The sequence below is a fragment of the Microbacterium rhizosphaerae genome, assembly GCF_034120055.1.
GTDB lineage: Bacteria > Actinomycetota > Actinomycetes > Actinomycetales > Microbacteriaceae > Microbacterium > Microbacterium rhizosphaerae.
Window position 1 is genome coordinate 503,551 of sequence record NZ_CP139368.1, and the last position, 18,504, is coordinate 522,054.

19 protein-coding genes are annotated in these 18,504 nt (G+C 68.1%); 10 read left to right on the forward strand and 9 right to left on the reverse strand.

Annotated features, from left to right (window positions below; translation table 11 throughout):
* Window positions 1-38: 38 nt before the first annotated feature.
* From SM116_RS02330 to SM116_RS02340, 3 genes are read right to left on the reverse strand one after another with little or no spacing between them, the layout of a single operon-like run.
* Window positions 39-392, reverse strand: a complete 354-nt coding sequence (locus SM116_RS02330) for an SHOCT domain-containing protein (RefSeq protein WP_320942857.1) — start codon at window positions 390-392, stop codon at window positions 39-41.
* Between the two features lie 10 nt (window positions 393-402).
* Window positions 403-822, reverse strand: a complete 420-nt coding sequence (locus SM116_RS02335; RefSeq protein ID WP_320942858.1) for a DUF6325 family protein — start codon at window positions 820-822, stop codon at window positions 403-405.
* A gap of 23 nt (window positions 823-845) precedes the next feature.
* Complete coding sequence (locus SM116_RS02340; protein WP_320942859.1) at window positions 846-1,229, reverse strand: SHOCT domain-containing protein; 384 nt, start codon at window positions 1,227-1,229, stop codon at window positions 846-848.
* 163 nt (window positions 1,230-1,392) lie between these two features.
* Between SM116_RS02340 and SM116_RS02345 the strand changes: the two genes are divergently transcribed.
* Entirely contained in the window at window positions 1,393-2,538 is a 1,146-nt protein-coding gene (locus tag SM116_RS02345; RefSeq protein ID WP_320942860.1) for an AI-2E family transporter, read from the forward strand.
* A gap of 9 nt (window positions 2,539-2,547) precedes the next feature.
* On the opposite strand, the gene SM116_RS02350 is transcribed toward SM116_RS02345, so the two are convergent.
* Complete coding sequence (locus tag SM116_RS02350) at window positions 2,548-3,306, reverse strand: GAP family protein (protein ID WP_320942861.1); 759 nt, start codon at window positions 3,304-3,306, stop codon at window positions 2,548-2,550.
* A 291-nt stretch (window positions 3,307-3,597) separates the two neighbouring features.
* Here SM116_RS02350 and SM116_RS02355 point away from each other — a divergent pair, with 291 nt between their 5' ends.
* Window positions 3,598-4,125, forward strand: coding sequence for a DUF1269 domain-containing protein (locus tag SM116_RS02355; protein WP_320942862.1), 528 nt, complete (start codon window positions 3,598-3,600; stop codon window positions 4,123-4,125).
* Window positions 4,126-4,140: 15 nt separating this feature from the next.
* Entirely contained in the window at window positions 4,141-5,466 is a 1,326-nt protein-coding gene (locus SM116_RS02360; protein ID WP_320942863.1) for a chloride channel protein, read from the forward strand.
* Between the two features lie 12 nt (window positions 5,467-5,478).
* Here the strand turns inward: SM116_RS02360 and cls are convergent, their stop codons facing one another.
* Window positions 5,479-6,954 (reverse strand): cardiolipin synthase, encoded by a 1,476-nt coding sequence (cls, locus tag SM116_RS02365; protein ID WP_320942864.1) that lies wholly within the window; start codon window positions 6,952-6,954, stop codon window positions 5,479-5,481.
* Between the two features lie 68 nt (window positions 6,955-7,022).
* On the reverse strand, window positions 7,023-7,682 hold the full coding sequence (locus SM116_RS02370; RefSeq protein WP_320942865.1) for a hypothetical protein: 660 nt from the start codon (window positions 7,680-7,682) through the stop codon (window positions 7,023-7,025).
* A 285-nt stretch (window positions 7,683-7,967) separates the two neighbouring features.
* Here SM116_RS02370 and gadC point away from each other — a divergent pair, with 285 nt between their 5' ends.
* From gadC to SM116_RS02385, 3 genes are all read left to right on the forward strand, one after another.
* Window positions 7,968-9,401: a glutamate/gamma-aminobutyrate antiporter GadC gene (gadC, locus tag SM116_RS02375; protein ID WP_320942866.1), complete on the forward strand. Its 1,434-nt coding sequence runs from the start codon at window positions 7,968-7,970 to the stop codon at window positions 9,399-9,401.
* Between the two features lie 17 nt (window positions 9,402-9,418).
* Entirely contained in the window at window positions 9,419-10,813 is a 1,395-nt protein-coding gene (gad, locus tag SM116_RS02380; RefSeq protein WP_320942867.1) for a glutamate decarboxylase, read from the forward strand.
* Between the two features lie 91 nt (window positions 10,814-10,904).
* Complete coding sequence (locus SM116_RS02385; RefSeq protein WP_320942868.1) at window positions 10,905-11,432, forward strand: DUF1269 domain-containing protein; 528 nt, start codon at window positions 10,905-10,907, stop codon at window positions 11,430-11,432.
* Between the two features lie 31 nt (window positions 11,433-11,463).
* Here the strand turns inward: SM116_RS02385 and SM116_RS02390 are convergent, their stop codons facing one another.
* Complete coding sequence (locus tag SM116_RS02390; protein WP_320942869.1) at window positions 11,464-12,282, reverse strand: mechanosensitive ion channel family protein; 819 nt, start codon at window positions 12,280-12,282, stop codon at window positions 11,464-11,466.
* Between the two features lie 225 nt (window positions 12,283-12,507).
* Between SM116_RS02390 and SM116_RS02395 the strand changes: the two genes are divergently transcribed.
* Genes SM116_RS02395 through SM116_RS02405 form a run of 3 tightly spaced genes read left to right on the forward strand, consistent with a single transcriptional unit; the run spans window position 12,508 to window position 15,910 of the window.
* Entirely contained in the window at window positions 12,508-13,740 is a 1,233-nt protein-coding gene (locus SM116_RS02395) for a glycosyltransferase (protein WP_320942870.1), read from the forward strand.
* Window positions 13,741-13,754: 14 nt separating this feature from the next.
* On the forward strand, window positions 13,755-14,939 hold the full coding sequence (locus SM116_RS02400; protein WP_320942871.1) for a glycosyltransferase: 1,185 nt from the start codon (window positions 13,755-13,757) through the stop codon (window positions 14,937-14,939).
* 38 nt (window positions 14,940-14,977) lie between these two features.
* Complete coding sequence (locus tag SM116_RS02405) at window positions 14,978-15,910, forward strand: DUF1214 domain-containing protein (RefSeq protein WP_320942872.1); 933 nt, start codon at window positions 14,978-14,980, stop codon at window positions 15,908-15,910.
* Between the two features lie 67 nt (window positions 15,911-15,977).
* Here the strand turns inward: SM116_RS02405 and SM116_RS02410 are convergent, their stop codons facing one another.
* On the reverse strand, window positions 15,978-16,391 hold the full coding sequence (locus SM116_RS02410; protein ID WP_320942873.1) for a DUF7144 family membrane protein: 414 nt from the start codon (window positions 16,389-16,391) through the stop codon (window positions 15,978-15,980).
* 206 nt (window positions 16,392-16,597) lie between these two features.
* Between SM116_RS02410 and SM116_RS02415 the strand changes: the two genes are divergently transcribed.
* Entirely contained in the window at window positions 16,598-18,268 is a 1,671-nt protein-coding gene (locus tag SM116_RS02415; protein WP_320942874.1) for a SulP family inorganic anion transporter, read from the forward strand.
* A 15-nt stretch (window positions 18,269-18,283) separates the two neighbouring features.
* On the opposite strand, the gene SM116_RS02420 is transcribed toward SM116_RS02415, so the two are convergent.
* A complete protein-coding gene (locus tag SM116_RS02420) occupies window positions 18,284-18,445 on the reverse strand; it encodes a hypothetical protein (RefSeq protein WP_320942875.1) in 162 nt (53 codons plus the stop codon).
* Window positions 18,446-18,504 lie beyond the last annotated feature (59 nt).

The following is an 18,504-nucleotide window of genomic DNA, read 5'->3' on the forward strand; positions in this document are numbered from 1 at the left end:
CGCGCCCTCTCGGGCGCGGCCTTCTCCGATGGGAACGATCAGGACAGGAGCTTCGCCTTCGCGGCGGCGAACTCCTCGTCCGACAGGATGCCCTGCGAGTGCAGGGTGGCCAGCTGGGTGAGCTTGGCCATCATGTCGTCCTGCGCCGGCGCGGCCGCGACGGGCGCGGGTGCCTGGGCGGCCTGCGCGTTGGCCACGGCCTGAGCCGCAGCCTGGTTCATCGCATCCTGCTGGGCCTGGGCCTCGGCCGCGGCCTGCTGCTGCTGGTTGTAGTACTTCTCCTGCTGGTGACGCGAGACGCTGCCCGAGACAGCGGTCGCGGTGCCCGCGACGACCGCGGTGCGTGCCGCCATGCCGATGAGGCCGGGGCGTCCCATTCTTCCGAGGGGCATGATCTTCTCCTTACTCGGCGTTCTCTGACAGGAACGCGTTGACAACGGGGGCGGGGATGCCTTCACGCGCGATGACCGCGCCACCGGCCTCCCACAGCCGTGAGGCGAAGGCCTTCGCCCACAGCAGCTCGACGACGAGGATCGCGGCGGACTTGCCGGGCTCGAGACCCTCCACGAGATAGAGGATGTCGTCCTGCCCGGCGAGGCCGGCCAGGTCGAGGGCGGGAGCGCCGCCGTCGTCGATGGTGTCCGACAGCTCGAGCACCTCGATCTCGCCCTCCGGCGAGCGGCGGGCGAACACGAGATCGAGCACGTTGACCGTGCCGGCGGCGACGAGGTCGTCGATCGCCTGCAGCACCGCGGGACCCGGCCTGTCGCCGTCGAAGCCGATCGCGTAGAACTCGATGGGGCCGTAGTCGAAATCCGTCATTTCTTCTCCTATTCAGATGCGCGTCAGGACGCGAGTGCCTTGGCCTTGAGTGAGTCGAATTCAGCCTGCGTGATCGCACCCGAGTCCAGGAGGGACTTCGCCTTCGCGATGTCATCCGCAGCACTGGAGGTGCCGGCCGTCTGTCGGATGTACTCCGCCTGCGCCGTCTGCATCTCCTGCGCCTGGGCCATCGCCCGCTTCTGCATGCTGCCGCCGCGAGCGATGAGGTAGATGAGTGCGGTGAGGAACGGCAGGAAGACCAGGAAGATGATCCAGACGGCCTTCCACCATCCGCTGAGCGTGTGATCGCGGAAGAGGTCTCCGATGATCGAGAAAAGCACCATCAGATACGCCACGAACACGAAGACCCAGAAGACCCAGAGGAGGAAGTCCCCGAAGCTACCCATATGCGACAACCAATCGTAGGGACGGGCGATTCGCCCGTCCGACCCCAGCAGGCCGCGAATATGCGGAGCCTGCGAGGGTGACACTACTACTTCGCAGTGGCGCGGAGAATAAACAATCGCACGAAGATGGAGTGAACGCGTCTCGGGGTGCGATCATGTGCACATGGTGGATGAACCCGAGGCATCTGAGGTCGTCGACGCATCCATTTCGGAGCCCCTCACGAGCATCGCGGAAGAGCGCCCGCGGCGGCTCGGCCATGTGCTCGCGGGCCTCGATCACCCGGCAGCGGCGGGTTTCCTCGCGACGATCGGGGTGCTCGGCGCGCTGGTAGTCGGGTTCGCGATCGCATCCATCACGACGATCCTCATCTACATCGTCCTGGGCATGTTCCTCGCGCTGGGGCTCGACCCGATCGTGCGCATGCTGGAGCGCCATCGGGTCAAGCGCAGCCTCGGGATCGCGATCGTCTTCTGCGGCTTCGCGCTCGTCATGGTCCTCTTCTTCGTCTTCATGCTGCCGCCCGTCGTCGCACAGATCCTCGAGCTCATCCACGCGATCCCCGTCGCGGTCGAAAGCATCCCGCACAGCGACTGGTTCGGCCAGCTCGCGCCGGATGCCCAGGTCTCGGTGCTCGCTGCGCTCGAGCAGGTCTCGGCCTGGATCGCCTCGCCCTCGACGATCGCGGCGTTCGGCGGGGGCATCCTCCACGTCGGGCTCGGTTTCGTCTCGGCGATCTCGGCGAGCTTCATCGTCATCGCCCTCACGCTGTACTTCCTGGCCTCCCTCTCGGGGGCGAAGAAGGCGCTGTACGCCCTTGCCCCCGCGCGCAACCGACGGCGCCTCGAGGACCTCACCGAGCGCGTGACCGGTTCCGTGGGAAGCGCGCTCATCGGGTCCGTCATCCTCTCGTCGCTCAACGCGGCCGCGGTCTTCGTGCTGCACGTGGTCATCCACCTGCCGTACCCCGCGCTCATGGCCGTCATCGCTTTCGTGATCACGCTCATTCCGCTGTTCGGCTCGATCATCTTCCTGGTGTTCGCGACCTTCGTCGCGCTGTTCTCGAGTCCGACGCAGGCGCTGATCTTCCTCGTGGCCTACCTGATCTACATCCAGCTCGAGTCGTACGTCATCAGCCCGCGTGTCATGAACCGGGCCATCGAGATCCCCGCTGCGCTCGTGCTGATCGGAGCGCTCGCGGGCGGCGCGCTCGCGGGTGTGCTGGGCGTCCTGGTCGCCCTCCCGGTGATGGCGTCGCTGCTGCTGATCATCCGCGAGGTCGTCGTCCCGCGTCAGGACCTCAAGGTCTGAACCGCGTGATCAGAGCCGCTCGGCGCCGAGCACGATGACGACGACGCCCACCAGCATCAGGATGATGCTCGTGATGAGGTTCCCGTGCGAGACGAGCCATTCCCGCGTGGCTGCGAGTGGCCGCTCGACCCGTTTCGGGGCGGCGACGGCCGCAACGATCGGGATCGCGACCGTGGATGCGCCGATCACGGTGTAGACCGCGAGGGCGAGCACGGCATTGGTCGGCGAGCCGGCGTCGGCGTGCAGGGCCAGGCCGGCGGCGATCGCGAGCAGGAGCGCCTTCGGGCGGATGTTGAGCAGCAGGGCGACGCCGAACGACGAGCGAGGACCCAGCTTCTCGACGGAGCGCAGCCAGGCAGGCCCGACGCGGTTCTCCGCATCGGAGGTCTCGCCGGGCCCCACCGCCGTCGCGTCCGCGACCTCCGCGACCTCCTCCACGCCCTCGGCCGGTGCTGCTGCGAGCGCGCCGGACCGCTTGCGTCCGCGGAAGAACGACCACGCGCCGACCGCGATGAGGAGGATGCCGACGACGATCTCCACGATGCCGATCACACCGTTCCCATGGAGCGGATGCGGGGCGCGCGGTACGTACTGCGCTGCGAGGCCGGCCAGCCCCGCGAGCACGAAGATCCCGCAGACGAGGCCGATCAGGTAGGGGACGGCGGACGTCGATCGTGCCGGCGACAGCACGATGACGAATGCCGCGAGGATGGGCACGGTGCTGAAGGCGAGAGCGAGGCCGAGCGGCACGACGTGAACGAAGACCACGCGCGCCCCCACTCGATCAGCCGGAGCGCCGACTGCCGGACCGGCGCTGCACCCTCACACTATGGGATGCGCGCGCCACGCCTGAGTCGTCACCGCAGGTGCGCGTACGTGTCGCATCGGTGCGTCGCAGCGCCGATACGGATTGATGTGCGCGCATATGCGCCGCTACGCTGGGGCCGATTCGTCGGGCTGCACGAGAATTCGCCATGGCGGCCGCAATGCGCAATGCGACGGTCGACATGCGCAATGCCTCATTCGCGCGGCCGGACGGCGACTGATCGGGGGAATGACATGGCTTCGGACGTCCTCACACTGGTGGCGGGAACATACGACGACGTGGGCACCGCGGTGTCCGACTCGGAATCGTTGAAGAGCGGTCAGGATGCGGGCGGCTACAGCATTCACGGGCTCGTCGTGCTCACGCGGGACGCGAAGGGCGATGTCCGGCTGCAGGAGCACGATGCATCCGTGGGTCACGGCGCGACCGCCGGCGCCGGTGCCGGCATCGTCATCGGGCTCTTCGCGCCGCCGATTCTGGCGGCGACCCTGATCGGCGCTGCGGTCGGCGCCGGGATCGGAAAGCTAAGGAAGCGGCACGAGGAGAAGAAGCTCGGCGTCGACGTCGACGAATACCTGCCGCCGGGCACCACCGCGGTCGTCGCCGTCGTCACGGGCGAGTCACCGGAGAAGGCCGAGGCCGCACTCGTGAGGGCCGACAAGCACGTCAGCCGGCCGGTCGCTCCCGAAGACTACGAAGCCCTGCGGGACCTCATGTCGAAAGCCTCGCGCGACGACACCGACGTGACCGCCGACGACTGAGGCGCGGGAACGACCGTGGCGCACGACGAGAGCACCGGGAGCGGTCGCGACGCGAGCGGCGAGCCGGCATCGACCGATGGCGCCACGACGGGCGGTCGTGATCGCCGTGGCTACTGGGTGCTCATGGGCTATGCCGTTCTCTTCGGCGTCGCGGGCGGGCTGTTCTCGCTGGTGTTCATGTGGATCCTCCATGTCGGCGAGAGCTGGTACGAATACACGAGCCCCGGGTGGATGGGCGGCCAGTGGTGGTGGATCGCCCTGACGGCCGCAGCCGGCGTGGTGGTCGGTCTGCTGCGGATGCTCACGCGACTTCCCGAGAAGACGCCGGGGCTGATCGCCGACATCCAGGAGGCGAATGTCGAGCCGAGGCTGATCCCCGGCGTCCTGCTGGTGTCTGCTGCCTCGCTGATCGGCGGAGCGAGCGTCGGCCCGGAGAAGGCGCTCGGCACCTTCGGCGGCGGATTCGGACGCTGGCTGGCCACGCGCACCCGGTTGAGCGACGACGACAGCGCCGCCGCCACGCTGAGCGGGATGGGTGGCGCGTACGGCGGGCTGTTCTCGAGCCCGCTGATCGTCGTCGTACTGTTCGTCGAGGTCGTCCGCGCCGGTGGCGCGAGGTTCACCAAGATCCTCATGTCCACGGTGCTGTCGTCGAGCATCAGCTTCGGCATCTACTTCGCGATCGCGGGGGCCGTCTTCCTCGGGCTGTACGCGGTCCCGGCTTTCGAATACCAGGACTGGTATCTGCTCGCGGCAGTCGGGATGGGACTGCTTTCGGCCGTGGTGAGCTCCGTGTTCGGCGCCATCGTGACCATCTGCGGCGCGCTGTTCGCCCGCATCCACCTGCCGTCTATCGTGAAGTCCACGATCGGCGGTGCGCTGTTCGGACTCATCGGGGTGATGCTTCCGCTGACGATGATGACCGGCAACGACCAGCTCGGCGTGGTGCTCACGCAGGGGTCGACGCTCGGGCTGGGCCTGCTGATCGTGCTCGTCATCGCGAAGATGGTGACGATGGGCGTGAGCCTGGGCAGCGGCTTCGTCGGCGGCCCCATCCTGCCGTCGCTGTTCGTCGGCGGAACGGCCGGCGTGGCTCTGCACCTCGCTCTGCCGGGCCTGCCGCTCGGTCTGACGTTCGCCTGCATGCTCTCATCCGTCGTCGGCGGCTTCGTGTCCGCCCCGTTCGCGATGGTGCTCTTCGCGGCGTTCACGACGCAGATGGGCGCACTCAACACGGCACCCGTGCTGGTGTCCGTCGTCACGTCGTATCTGGCGGTTCAGGCGGTCGTGCACCTCATCGCGGCCCGTCGCGAGAAGCGCTCGACGACGGCGCCGACGTGACCGCCGCCGCTGTCAGTTCAGCGCGGACGTGAGCCGCATGACGCCGTCGAGGAAGGTCGCCTTGGCGGGCTCCTTCTTCCACTCCTCGAGGGTGAGCTCGCGTCCGGCGTCGCGGTACGCCTGCTCCACCTCGCGCATCTGCGCGACGAACGACGCGCCGCGCACCATCATCGAGACCTCCATATTGAGACTGAACGAGCGGATGTCCATGTTGCTCGAGCCGATCACGGCGATGTCGTCGTCGATCGAGAAATGCTTCGAGTGCAGGATGAACGGCGCCGGATACAGGAAGATTCGCACTCCGGCGGTGAGCAGCGCCTCGTAATACGACCGCTGCGCGTGATAGACCATGGCCTGGTCGCCGATCTCCGACACGAACAACTGCACCTCGAGCCCGCGCGCGCAGGCGTTCGTGATGGCATACACCATCGCCTCATCGGGGACGAAGTACGGGCTCGTCAGGATCACCTTCTCGGTCGCTCCGTAGATGAGCGACAGGAAGAGACGCAGATTGTTCTCGGTCGGGTACCCGGGGCCGCTCGGCACGATCTGGCACAGCAGGGCATCGGACGAGGTGGATGCCGGCAGCTCGGGTACCGGCACGTGCTCGGTCGCCTGCAGATCCTCTCCGGCCTCGATGAGCCAGTCGGAGAGGAAGACGATGTTCAGCCCGGCGACCGCAGGGCCCGTCACGCGGCTGACGAGCTCCTGCCACTTGAGGCCGCGCTTCTGGTTCTTCGGGGAGTCGTAGTCGCGGGAGATGAGGTTCTGCGACCCCATGAAGCCGACCCGGCCGTCGACGACGACGATCTTGCGGTGGTTGCGCAGGTCGGGTCGCTGATACTTGCCCTTGAACGGCTGGACCGGCAGCATCCACGCCCATTTCACGCCGATGCGATCGAGCTCGGCCAGGGTCTCCTTGCAGTTGCCGACCTTGCGCGTGGCGACGTAGTCGGCGAGCAGTCGGACGGTGACGCCGCGGGCGACCGCGCGCTCCATGGCGGCGAAGAAGCCGCGGGTCGTGTCGTCCCACGCGACGATGAAGAACTCCACGTGCACGAAGTCCGTCGCGGTGTCGATCTCCGCCGCCATGGCGTCGATCGATCCCTGGTAGTCGCTGTACAGCGTCGCCTCGTTGCCGAGCGTGGCGGGGAGCGCCGTCAGGGACTCGTTCTGCTGGACGACCCGCTGGAACCACCGCGGCCACGACGCATCCATCGTCGCGACCGCATTGTCGGCCACCTTCGCACGGATCATCGCGTCGATGCGCTCCTGCTCGGCGCGCCGCTTCGCCGGCAGATGGTAGCTGCCGATGAGGAGGAACAGTACGATGCCGAGACCGGGCAGCAGCACGATGAGCAGCAGCCAGGCCATGGCGGCGGTCGGCTTGCGGTCGCGGGGGAGGATGATCAGCGCGGTGACGATGATCGCCGCGTGCACGATGAGTGCCAGCCCCCAGGACCCATTGGCGATGAGCAATGACGTCACGAGAGCAGTGTGCCCTGTTTCGCGGGTCCGGCGCCAACGTCGGTCCGTGCGGCGCGGCGCGTCGTCGTTCAGGCGGAGGGGGTCGTGGCGGGCGTTTCATCGTGCAGCGATCGCCGTGCGAGCACCGCGGCCAGGAAGAAGCAGACGGCACCGAGGAACGTTCCGAGGTTCACCCAGAGCACGCTCGCGAGCTCGCCCGTCGAGGGGATGACGTACGCGCCGACGGCGGAGAAGCCGAAGAAGATCGACCCGACGAGGTTCAGCCACGTGCCGTGCAGGGTGCGCGCATCCCGATCCCACAGCTCATGCCGGCGCTGCGCCGCGATGATCGACACCGCGCTGGAGAGCAGGAATGCGGCCGAGCCCCACGCATCCGGCCGCCATCCGGTGGAGGCGGTGGACATCTGCCGGAGCGTGCCGATGAGCACGGCGCCGGTGCTGACGTTGAAGAGGATGGTGCCCACGAACTGGATCGCGGCCGACCACCAGTCGGCGAAATCGGCGGTCGACGACTCGCGCCGTGGTGGCCGGCGGCCGCTCAGCGCGAGCTGCACGAACGCCGCCGCGGTGAAGAAGATCGAGCCGACGAAGAAGGTCGCGGCATCCCACGTCGGGCCGACCGCGGCCGCGTACCAGGGCACGACCCCGAGGGCGAAGAGCACCGATCCGATCGCGAAGCCCCAGGACTCGCGCCGCAGTCGCGTGACTCGGGTCCGGGGCTTCGGCACGAGCCGATCGTAGCGTGACGGACCGCGCCCCCCGGCGGCGGGGCCGACGGCGTCGACGCCGGAAACGGCCGCTATCGGTGCAATTGCGCATAGCTGTTGTTCATTCGGAGGCTCTTCCATAACTCGCCGATCGCCGCTATCGTCACTCGCGAATGGCCGTCGAGCATTTCGGGTATATCGCCAGTGGGCGGCTGCATCACCCATTCCGGGTAGGAACGAATGCAGGGGGATCGTATGTCAGTGAATAACAGCCGCAGTCAGACGAAACCGACGAAATCCGCCGCGATGTCGTGGACCACGATGGCGATTCTCATCGCCACGGCGGTTGCGAGCGTTCGCGGTCTGCCCGCGATGGCGGGTTACGGGTGGGCGTCGATCTTCCTCTACGTGCTGCCCGCGATCGTCTTCATGATCCCGGTCGCCCTCGTCGCCGCGGAGCTCGCGAGCGGGTGGAAGGGTGGTGTCTTCGTCTGGGTGAAGGAGGCCTTCGGCGAGCGGATGGGGTTCAGTGCCATCTGGCAGCAGTGGATCCAGAACGTGGTCTGGTACCCCGCGCAGCTGGCCTTCTTCGCGTCGGCGCTGGCATATGTGTTCAACCCGGCACTGGCCAACAACGGCCTCTTCACCGGACTCGTCATCCTCGTCGTGTACTGGTTCTCGACGCTCATCGCGTTCCGCGGCGTGAAGGCGTTCGCCGGCGTCAGCAAGTGGGGGTTCATCGCCGGCACGATCGTGCCCTCGCTGGGTCTGGTGCTGTTCGCGGTCCTGTTCCTGTCGAGCGGCGGCCACTCGAGCCTTCCGCCCGCATCTCAGGGACCGTGGCTGCCGACCTGGACGGGCCTGGCAAGCATCGTGCTGATCGTGAGCAACTTCCTGTCCTACGCGGGCATGGAGATGAACGCGGTCCACGTGAACGAGATGGACAAGCCGGGCAAGAACTTCCCGCGCGCGATCGTCCTCGCCGCGATCATCATCCTCATCGTCTTCATCTTCCCGACGCTGGCGATCTCCGTAGGTGTCCCGGCGAGCAGCATCAACCTCACGCAGGGCGTGCTGCAGGCGTTCGACGTGTTCTTCACTCAGATCGGGATGCCGTGGGGCACAACGGTGATGGCGTTGCTCATCGTGTTCGGCATCCTCGCATCCGTCGTCACGTGGATCCCGGGACCGAGCAAGGGCCTTCTGCTCGTCGGCCGGCAGGGTTATCTGCCGCCGAGCCTGCAGAAGACGAACAAGAATGACATGCAGGTGCCGATCATGGTGATCCAGGGGATCATCGTCACAGTGCTCGCCGTGCTGTTCGCCGTCGTACCGAACGTGCAGAGCGTGTTCTGGATCTTCTCCGCGATGGCCGTGCAGCTCTACCTGATCATGTACATGATGATGTTCCTCGCCGCGATGCGGCTGCGGCGCACGCATCCCGATGTGAAGCGCGGCTTCCGCACCCCGGCGATGGGGCTCGTCGGCTGGGTGGGGTTCCTCGCGAGCCTCCTCGCTTTCCTCATCGGGTTCGTCGAGCCCGAAGGCAGCACGATGGGCCAGCTCGGCTACACGCTGCTGCTGCTGGGCGGCATCATCGGCCTCGGGATCTGGCCCTTCATCATCATCCTGTTCCGTAAAGAGAGCTGGCTGGTCAGCCCACCGGAATCGCATGAGCACGAACCCGTGACGCCGCCGCCATCGGCGAGCGCGACGACCACATCCGGACCGACAGCCTGATCCAGGGGGAGAGAAGAATGCTGCATAAGAGGGAGAACATCCGTGACGAGATCCTCGACGAGGTCTTCTCGTCGACCGACTTGTCGGTGTCGATGCCGAAGTACCGAATGCCGGAGAAGGAGCACCTCGCTCGCCATGCGTACCAGGTCGTCTCCGACGAGCTGATGATGGACGGGAACTCGCGGCAGAATCTCGCGACCTTCTGCCAGACGTGGCTCGAGCCCGAAGTGCGCCTGCTCATGGCAGAGACGCTCGACAAGAACATGATCGACAAGGACGAGTATCCGCAGACCGCGGCGATCGAGGAGCGCTGCGTGCACATCCTCGCGGACCTGTGGAACTCGCCCGACGCGTCGAACACCCTCGGCACGTCGACGACGGGATCGAGCGAGGCGGCGATGCTGGGCGGCATGGCGCTGCTGTGGAACTGGCGTGCCCGGCAGAAGGCGGCGGGGAAGCCCGCCGACAAGCCGAACATGATCACCGGTCCGGTGCAGGTGTGCTGGCACAAGTTCGCCCGCTACTGGGACGTCGAGCTCCGCGAGATCCCCATGGAGGGCGATCGCTTCCACATGAACGCGGAGGAAGTGCTCAAGCGGGTGGACGAGAACACGATCGGCGTCGTGCCCACGCTCGGCGTCACCTTCACGGGCGTCTTCGAGCCCGTGCAGGAGGTCAGCCAAGCCCTCGACAAGCTGCAGGAGGACACCGGGCTCGACATCCCGATCCACGTCGACGGTGCGTCAGGCGGCTTCCTCGCCCCGTTCACGGCGCCCCACATCGTGTGGGACTTCCGCCTGCCGCGGGTCAAGTCGATCAACACGTCCGGTCACAAGTTCGGTCTCGCCCCGCTGGGCGTCGGCTGGGTCGTCTGGCGGGATGCGGCGGACCTGCCCGAGGACCTGATCTTCAACGTGAACTACCTCGGCGGCAACATGCCCACGTTCGCGCTGAACTTCTCCCGCCCGGGCGGCCAGATCATCGCGCAGTACTACAACTTCCTCCGCCTCGGCAAGGAGGGGTACCGCAAGGTCCACCAGGCCTGTTACGACACGGCGATGTATCTGGCGTCCGAGATCGACAAGCTCGGCCACTTCGACATCATCCACGACGGCAGCCCGCAGGCCGGCATCCCGGCCGTCTCATGGAAGCTCAAGGACGGGATGGATCACGCGTTCACGCTGTTCGATCTCGCGGACCGGCTCCGTACGCGCGGATGGCAGGTGCCTGCGTACACGATGCCGCCCCACCGCGAGGACCTGCCCGTGCAGCGCATCCTCGTGCGCGCGGGCTTCGAGCGGGACCAGGCGGCCCTGCTGATGGACGACTACCGCGATGCCATCGCCCACTTCGACAAGCACCCGATCACGGTGTCGATGTCGGAGGAGGAGGCGGGAGCCTTCCACCACTGAACGCCGGGTCGGCCCACTCGGGGGCGGGTCGACCCGGGCACCATCGCCGCGCAGACCGCGTCGGGCGACGAAGGAACGAGAGGGGAGACAAATGAGTTCGGACAACCTCGCACTGGTCGTCGGCGCCTATGGCGACGACACCGCGGCGCAGGAAGACTACGACGCGATGGAGAAGGGCCAGGAGGAGGGCCAGTACGAGATCGTCGGCGCCGTCGTCCTCCAGCGCGACTCGAGCGGCAAGGTCACCGTCAAGGAGCACAAGGACGGCACGGTGGGCCGCGGCGCGGCGTGGGGTGCCGGCGCGGGCGTCGTCGTCGGGCTGTTCGCCCCGCCGCTGCTGGCCGCCACGGCGATCGGCGCCGGCATCGGCGCCGTGATCGGCGCGATCAAGAAGGGCCGCGACGAGAAGGAGCTCGGCGTCGACGTCGACGAGTACCTGCCGCCGGGGTCGTCGGCCGTCATCGCGGTCGTCGACGACAAATGGGCCGACAAGGTCGAGGCCGCCCTCGAGCGGTCGGACAAGCGCATCAGCAAGGCGATCGACAAAGGCGACTACGACAAGCTGCGGGAGGCCATCGAGAAGTCGGTCAACGACGTCTCGGACGCGATCGAATCCTGATCGAGCGAGGATGGATGAGCGTGCTGGAGTGCTACTTCTGCACGCTCATCACGGTCGCCTCCACGCCGCGGTCGGCGAAGGCCGTCGCGAGGGCGCGGACCACGTCCGACCTCACGACCACGCCGCGAGTGGGCTCGTGCCAGAACTGCACGACCCCCGTCACCTTGCCCTGCAGCACCGTGTTCGCGAGGGTCTGCGGCGCCGGCGCCGCCTGGACGCCCGGTACGGCGGCCGCCGCCTCGGCCACGCGCGACAGCAGGTCGTCGATCGCCTCCCCGTCGACGCGGGGGAGCCGGAACTGGATCTCGCTGCGGCGCAGCCCGTGGAGCGTGTGGTTCACGACCGAGTCGCCGAGCAGCTTCGCATTCGGCACGACGACCGTGCGCCCGTCCGCCGCCAGGAGCATGACCGCGCGCGCGGTGAGCTCGGTGACGGTTCCGACGACAGCGCCTCCCGGCGTGTCGACCTGGATCTCGTCGCCGATGCGGACTGGATTCTCGGACTGGATGAGCACACCGGCGGTGAAGTTGTCGGCGGTTCCGCGCAGCACGAGCACGGCGACCACGGCGACGATGATGACGACGGCCAGGAGCGGCTGGATGTTGGCGCCGAGGATCGCGAGGGCGATGCCGATCCCGAGGGCGACCACGAGGTACTCTGCGATCCGCGCCGTGGGATAGGCGGCGGCCCTGGGGAGGCCCGGCGCACGAGCGAAGAGGGCGAGCACGGCCCTCCGGGTGAGCCGTCCGAGGATCCACCCGACGACCATGACGGTGATCGCGACGATCAGCTGCCACCACTGGATGCCCGCCAGCAGCGTGGCCAGATCGACGTTCGCGAGGTGCCGCACGATCACACGGTAGAGCGCAGGAGCGCTCCGGCCGCGGAGGACACCCGCCACGGCGCCGAGAGGATGCGCAGACTGGTACACGCAGACGACGGAACGGGCCCAGCCGCGCCGCCGTACGGGGATGCACCGTCTCGGGGCGCCTGCCAGAGGCGCCCCGACCCCCTCGGGTAGAGTTGTGCGGTCCGCGCGCCGCATCCCCCGGCACACAGAGAGCAGCCACAGACCGTGACTTCCCCCGACAGCCCGCCCCGCCCCTCGCCCGAGGATTCGTCGCATCCGGAGGGCGACCGACGACCGCTGACCGTACTCATCGGAGCCGACACGTTCTCGCCGGACGTGAACGGCGCCGCCCGGTTCGCGGAGCGGCTCGCCGCGGGCCTCGTCCAGCGCGGGCATGACGTGCACATCATGGCGCCGAGCAAGACGCACGCGCAGCACGGCACCTATCGCGAGACGATCGAGGGTCAGGAGATGACCGTCCATCGCCTGCCGTCGTGGCGGTGGTATCCGCACGACTGGCTGCGCTTCGTGCTGCCGTGGATGTCGAAGCACTACGCGCGGAAGGTTCTGGACGATGTGAAGCCGGATGCTGCGCACATCCAGTCGCACATCGTCATCGGACGCGGCCTCATGCGCGAGGCCCGCAAGCGCGACGTACCGGTCGTCGCCACCAACCACGTCATGCCCGAGAACATCGTCGACTTCACGACGCTGCCGCCGTTCCTCGACAAGGTCGTCGTCAAGCTCGCGTGGGATGACGCGTCCCGCACACTGCGGATGGCCCGCGCCGTCACGACCCCGACGCAGAAGGCCGCCGACTTCCTGACGGCGGCGACGGGCCTGACCGATGTGATCCCGGTCAGCTGCGGCATCGACAGGTCGCATTATTCGCCGGACCTGTCGCCGCGCACCTCGAACCGGATCCTCGTCGTCGGGCGCCTCACGACCGAGAAGCACATCGACGTCACGCTCAAGGCCGTCGCGAAGCTCGACCCGGCATTGGGCGTCACCGTGGAGATCGTCGGCGGCGGCGACCAGCGCAAGAACCTCGAGGTGCTGACCCGGCAGCTCGGCCTCTCCGACCGTGTGGAGTTCGTCGGCCGTGCGTCGGATGAGGAGCTCCGGCGCCTCTACTCCGAGGCGAGCCTGTTCGTCATCTCGTCGATCGCCGAGCTGCAGTCGATCGCGACGATGGAGGCGATGGCGTCCGCCCTGCCGATCGTCGCCGCGGATGCCGTGGCACTCCCGCATCTCGTCCACGACGGCGAGAACGGCTACCTCTTCCCGCCCGGAGACATCGATGGGCTGGCCGACCGCATCACCCGGGTGCTGACGGCGTCACCGGAGGAGCGGCTGCGGATGCAGCAGGCCTCCCTCGACATGGTCGCCGTGCACGACATCAACCGCACTCTCGACACCTTCGAGGCGCTCTACCGCGGCGAACCGCTGCCCTCCTGAGGCCCGCCGTGCACGTGGTGTTCTTCGGTGACCAGCACCTCGAGTCGCTGGGCGGAGCCCAGGTGTCGATGCGCCTGCAGAAGACCTATCTCGAACGCGCGGGGCACACGGTCACGGTGGTCGCCCCCCGCATGCACGGCCGCCGCGCGCGCGAGGCGCGGAAGGATGCCGCGTACCTCGATCTGCCCTCCGTCCCGGTCACGTTCGATCGGGAGTATGCGATGACGTGGCCCGGGCGGCGCACCGACCGGTGGCTCGATCGCGCGATGGCCGAGCGCCCCGCCGTCGACGTCGTCCATGTCCAGGCCGACTTCTGGGGGGCGTTCATCGGCCATCGCTTCGCCGAGCGCCACGGTCTGCCCGTCGTGCATACGATGCACAACCGCGTCGACGTCGGGATCGAGGCCACGGCGCCCTTCCCCGGACTCGTGATGCGGATGCTCAACGCCTGGCAGCGCCGCGCGGTGCGCGCGGAGGACGGCGGCACCGATGGCTGGGCGTATCTCCGCCGATTCGCGCAGCATTCGGCCGCCGTGACCGCACCGTCAGCGCACTTCGCGGACCGGCTCGAGCAGCACGGCGTGAGCGAGCGCGTCGACGTGATCTGGAACGGCATCGACGACCGGATCCGGGCCGAGGTCCTGACGGCGGCTCCTGTCCGGACCTCCGAGCGGCCGCACATCCTGTGGCTCGGCCGCATGAGCCCCGAGAAGCGGCTGCTGCCGTTCCTCGAGGCCGTCGCCGAGTCGGGCATCGACGCGGACGTGGAACTGCTGGGCGGCGGTGGCCAGCTGCGCGCAGCGCAGCGGCTCGTCGCGAAGCGCAGGCCCGCGGCATCCGTCGTCTTCGCCGGGCGGATGAGCTACGCCGACACCCTGCGCAAGATCGCCCGGGCGGATGCCGTCGTGCAGACCTCGATCGGATTCGAGACGCAGGGGATGACCGTCTTCGAGGCGGCGACGCTCGGCACGCCTGCCGTCGTCAGCGACCCCGACATCGGCGCGGAACTCGAGAGCGGCTTCTGGCCGGTCGCGGATGCGTCGGTCTCCGCGCTCGCATCGACCCTGCGCACCGCCGTCGCGGACATCGCCGCCGGGCGGCCGCTCCAGCCGAATCCCGAGGTCGCCCACCGGTTCCTCCAGTCGTCGCGGACGGCCGCGATGATCGAGGTCTACGAGCGCGTGCTGGAGAACCGGTGAGAGCCGATATCGTCGGACGCGCCGCAGAGAGGACGCCCATGGCCATCACCGTCACGATCGACAACTTCGCCCGCGCCGAGACCGAGGACATGATCGTCAGGATGCTGCCGATCATCGGCGGTCAGGGGATCTTCCACCACGACCGTCAGCTCGCGCCGCTCGACCAGCAGCCCGTCATCCGGCAGAACCGCGACACGCTCTACTCCGTGGCGGTCGTGGACATCTCGGAAGGCGCGACGCTGACGATCCCCGAGGCGGGCGACCGCTACCTCTCTGTGATGGTGATCAACCAGGATCATTTCATCAACCGCGTGTTCCACTCCGCAGGCACCTACCCGCTCACGGTCGAGGAGTTCGGGACCGACTACGCGGTCGTCGCCGCGCGCATCCTGTTCGACCCCGATGATGCGGCCGACATCGCCGCGGTGCACCGGGTGCAGGACGGACTGGCGATCGAATCCCGTGCGAACCGCCCGTTCGTCCCGGGCGATTGGGATGCCCAGTCGCATCGGGAGATCCGCGACGCGCTGCTCGTGCTCGGCCGCACCATGGGCGGGCTGGCGCACGCCTTCGGGCGCAGGGACGAGGTGGATCCCGTACGGCACCTCGTCGGCACGGCGATGGGATGGGGCGGCCTGCCGGATGCCGAGGCGCAGTATGTCACGATCGACCCGCGACTGCCGCAGGGTCGCTACACGATGACGTTCCGCGACGTTCCGGCGGACGCGTTCTGGTCGCTCAGCGTGTACAACGCCGCAGGGTACTTCGAACCCGGGCCCTCCGGTGTCACGAACGTGAACTCGGTGTTCGCGCAGAAGAACGACGACGGCTCGACGACCGTCCGGCTCGGTTCGGCTGACGAGGTGAACGGCATCCCGCTGCCCGAGGGCTGGAATCTGCTCATCCGGATCTACCGGCCGCGCCTCGGCGACCTCGCCCGCTGGTCCGTACCCGAGATCGTCGCGGACTGATCCGGCACGGGGATGCCCCGGGCCGCCGAAGCGGGCGCCGGGGCATCCGTCGCTCGGACTCAGGCGGTCAGGCCTTCGTGGCGTCGATCTCGCGACCGTGCACGGTCAGGGCGTAGATCACCACGATGTCGAGCGCGAGGACCGCGATCGACAGCCACGGCTGGCTGTCGATCAGAGTGATCTGCCCGATGGCGTTGATCGCGACGAGCACGATCGCGGTGATGCGCGCCCACCTCTGGCCGCCGAGGAGCGCGATGCCGACGAGGATGAGCAGCAGGCCGACGATCAGGTGCCACCATCCCCAGCTGCGCACGTCGATCGAGAAGATCCCGATCTTCGCGAGGAAGTAGGCCGTGTTCGGACCGATGATGGCCTGCAGGCCGTGGAAGGCGTCGATCGCGCCGCTCACGATGAGGACGACGGCTGCGAAGGTGCCCCAGCCGGCCCAGCCGGACCTGGTTTCTGCGGTGTTGTCTGTCATGAAGAGATCCCTTCATCTCGGGCGGGACGCGGCGAGCGGGCTCGTCGGCGTCCTCACGCAGGTGCCTCCAGGAGCACCCTGCTGCACACGATAGCGAACCTGTGAGAAACCTGGGAGAAGCGTGCGGCGATCCGTGTCCCGGCGTTTCGCAGATGGTCACCCGCGGCCGGCGCCATACGGCCGGCCAAGTTCGTTACCGTGTGTCCGTGGGGTGGAATCCGAGGACGTGGCTCTCGCGCGAGACGCTCGGGAAGGATGCGGCGGCGGGCCTGATCCTCGGCATCGAGGCGGTCCCGGACGGACTGGCCGCCGGCGTGCTCGCGGGGGTCAACCCGCTCGCCGGCCTCTACGGGTACCTGTTCGGCATGGCGGGCGCCGCCGTCCTCACCGGCAGCGCGCTGATGGCGGTGCAGGCGACGAGCGCGATGGCCCTCGTGGTGTCGGACGCCGGCCTCGAATCCGCACCGGACCCCCATCGGAGTCTCTCGACGCTCGCGATGATGACCGGGATCGTGATGGCGGTCGCCGGCCTCGTGCGCGCCGGACGCCTCGTGAGCTTCGTGCCGACGGCGGTCATGACCGGCTTCGTCACGGCGATCGGCATCAACATCGTGCTCGGGCAGCTCTCGAACCTCACCGGGTATCAGGGCCGGGGGCCGAACCGGCTCCTGAAGACCGTGGACGTCTTCTTGAACATTGGGCAGTGGAGCATCCCGTCGCTGGTGTGCGGCGCGATCACCGTGCTCGTCATCCTGTCGTTCCGCTCGACGCGCATCGGGAGCCTCAGCCTCGTGCTCGCCGTCATCGTCGGCTCGGCGGCCGCCGCGCTGCTCAACCTGTGGGTGGGGCATCCCGCCCTCCTTCTGGACGACATCGTCGACGTCCCGCGATCGCTCCCCGTGCCGGTGCTCCCCGACCTCGCCGACGCGCCGAACCTCCTGATTCCCGCTGTCTCGCTCGCGTTCATCGGCCTCGTGCAGGGCGCGGCGGTATCGGCCGGCATCCCGACTCGCGACGGGCGCAGGGTGGACACGAACCGCGACTTCATCGGTCAGGGCGCGGGCAACATCGTCTCGGGCCTCTTCCAGGGCATGCCGGTCGGCGGGTCGATGGCCGGCTCGTCGATCCTCGTGCAGTCGGGTGCCAAGTCGCGCGTGTCGCTGTTCGTCGCGAGCGGCGTCATGGTGCTCGTCATCCTCTTCGCCGCCGACGCTGTCGGCTACATCGCGATGCCCTCGCTGGCCGGGCTTCTCGTCTACGTCGGCGTGCTCACTGTGAAGCCCAGCCGCGTCCACTCGGTCGTGAAGTCGGGTCCGCTGCCGGCCGCGATCATGGCGGTCACCTTCGCCTTGACCCTTGTCATCCCGCTCCAGTTCGCGGTGCTGGTCGGCGTCGGCCTCGGCATCATCCTGTACGTCGCCGAGCAGTCGAACCAGATCCGGGTGCGGTGGCTGCAGATCGAGGACGACGGGCGTACGCGCGAGACCGATCCGCCGGCGGTCGTGCCCGGTGGCCGGGCGGTCATCCTCCAGCCGTACGGCAGCCTGTTCTTCGCGAGCGCGCCCGTGTTCGAGAAGCAGCTGCCGGCGGTGGATGCGACGTCCCGCGGAGCGGTCGTCATCGTGCGGCTGCGCGGCATCGACCAGATCGGCCTCTCGCACGTCGACGTGCTCCGCCGCTTCGCGGCGCAGCTGCGCGAGGTCGACGGCGCCCTGAAGGTCGTCGCCGCGGAGGCGGCTGTGATCGCGAGACTGGATGCCGGCGGCCTCGCCGGCGACATCGGCCCCGAGAACATCTACAAGGGCAACGAGTGGATCGGCGCGACCGTGCGCCGCGCGTACGACGACGCGGCGCGCGAGATCGAGGCGCGCGGCTAGTCCGGAAGGGTCGGGCTACTGCTGCCTGCGCTGCGCGAGCCCGACGACCAGACCGATGACGACTGCGACCAGCAGGATCCCCACCGGGATCCACGCGGGCGTGTAGTCCACTTTCTCCCCCAGGGCGCACTGCGCGGCACCAGGGAAGCACAGCATGTACACATTCGTCAGGAACATCGGAAACCCCCTCCGTCGATGGCACGATTGTCCACCATCGGGGACGAGTGGTAAACTTG

Coding starts and splice junctions, on each gene's coding strand:
- SM116_RS02420 (WP_320942875.1), bottom strand. CDS start 18,445: ATGTTCCTGACGAATGTGTACATGCTGTGCTTCCCTGGTGCCGCGCAG.
- gad (WP_320942867.1), top strand. CDS start 9,419: ATGCTGCATAAGAGGGAGAACATCCGTGACGAGATCCTCGACGAGGTC.
- SM116_RS02410 (WP_320942873.1), bottom strand. CDS start 16,391: ATGACAGACAACACCGCAGAAACCAGGTCCGGCTGGGCCGGCTGGGGC.
- SM116_RS02355 (WP_320942862.1), top strand. CDS start 3,598: ATGGCTTCGGACGTCCTCACACTGGTGGCGGGAACATACGACGACGTG.
- SM116_RS02330 (WP_320942857.1), bottom strand. CDS start 392: ATGCCCCTCGGAAGAATGGGACGCCCCGGCCTCATCGGCATGGCGGCA.
- gadC (WP_320942866.1), top strand. CDS start 7,968: ATGTCGTGGACCACGATGGCGATTCTCATCGCCACGGCGGTTGCGAGC.
- SM116_RS02335 (WP_320942858.1), bottom strand. CDS start 822: ATGACGGATTTCGACTACGGCCCCATCGAGTTCTACGCGATCGGCTTC.
- SM116_RS02405 (WP_320942872.1), top strand. CDS start 14,978: ATGGCCATCACCGTCACGATCGACAACTTCGCCCGCGCCGAGACCGAG.
- SM116_RS02385 (WP_320942868.1), top strand. CDS start 10,905: ATGAGTTCGGACAACCTCGCACTGGTCGTCGGCGCCTATGGCGACGAC.
- SM116_RS02345 (WP_320942860.1), top strand. CDS start 1,393: ATGGTGGATGAACCCGAGGCATCTGAGGTCGTCGACGCATCCATTTCG.
- SM116_RS02340 (WP_320942859.1), bottom strand. CDS start 1,229: ATGGGTAGCTTCGGGGACTTCCTCCTCTGGGTCTTCTGGGTCTTCGTG.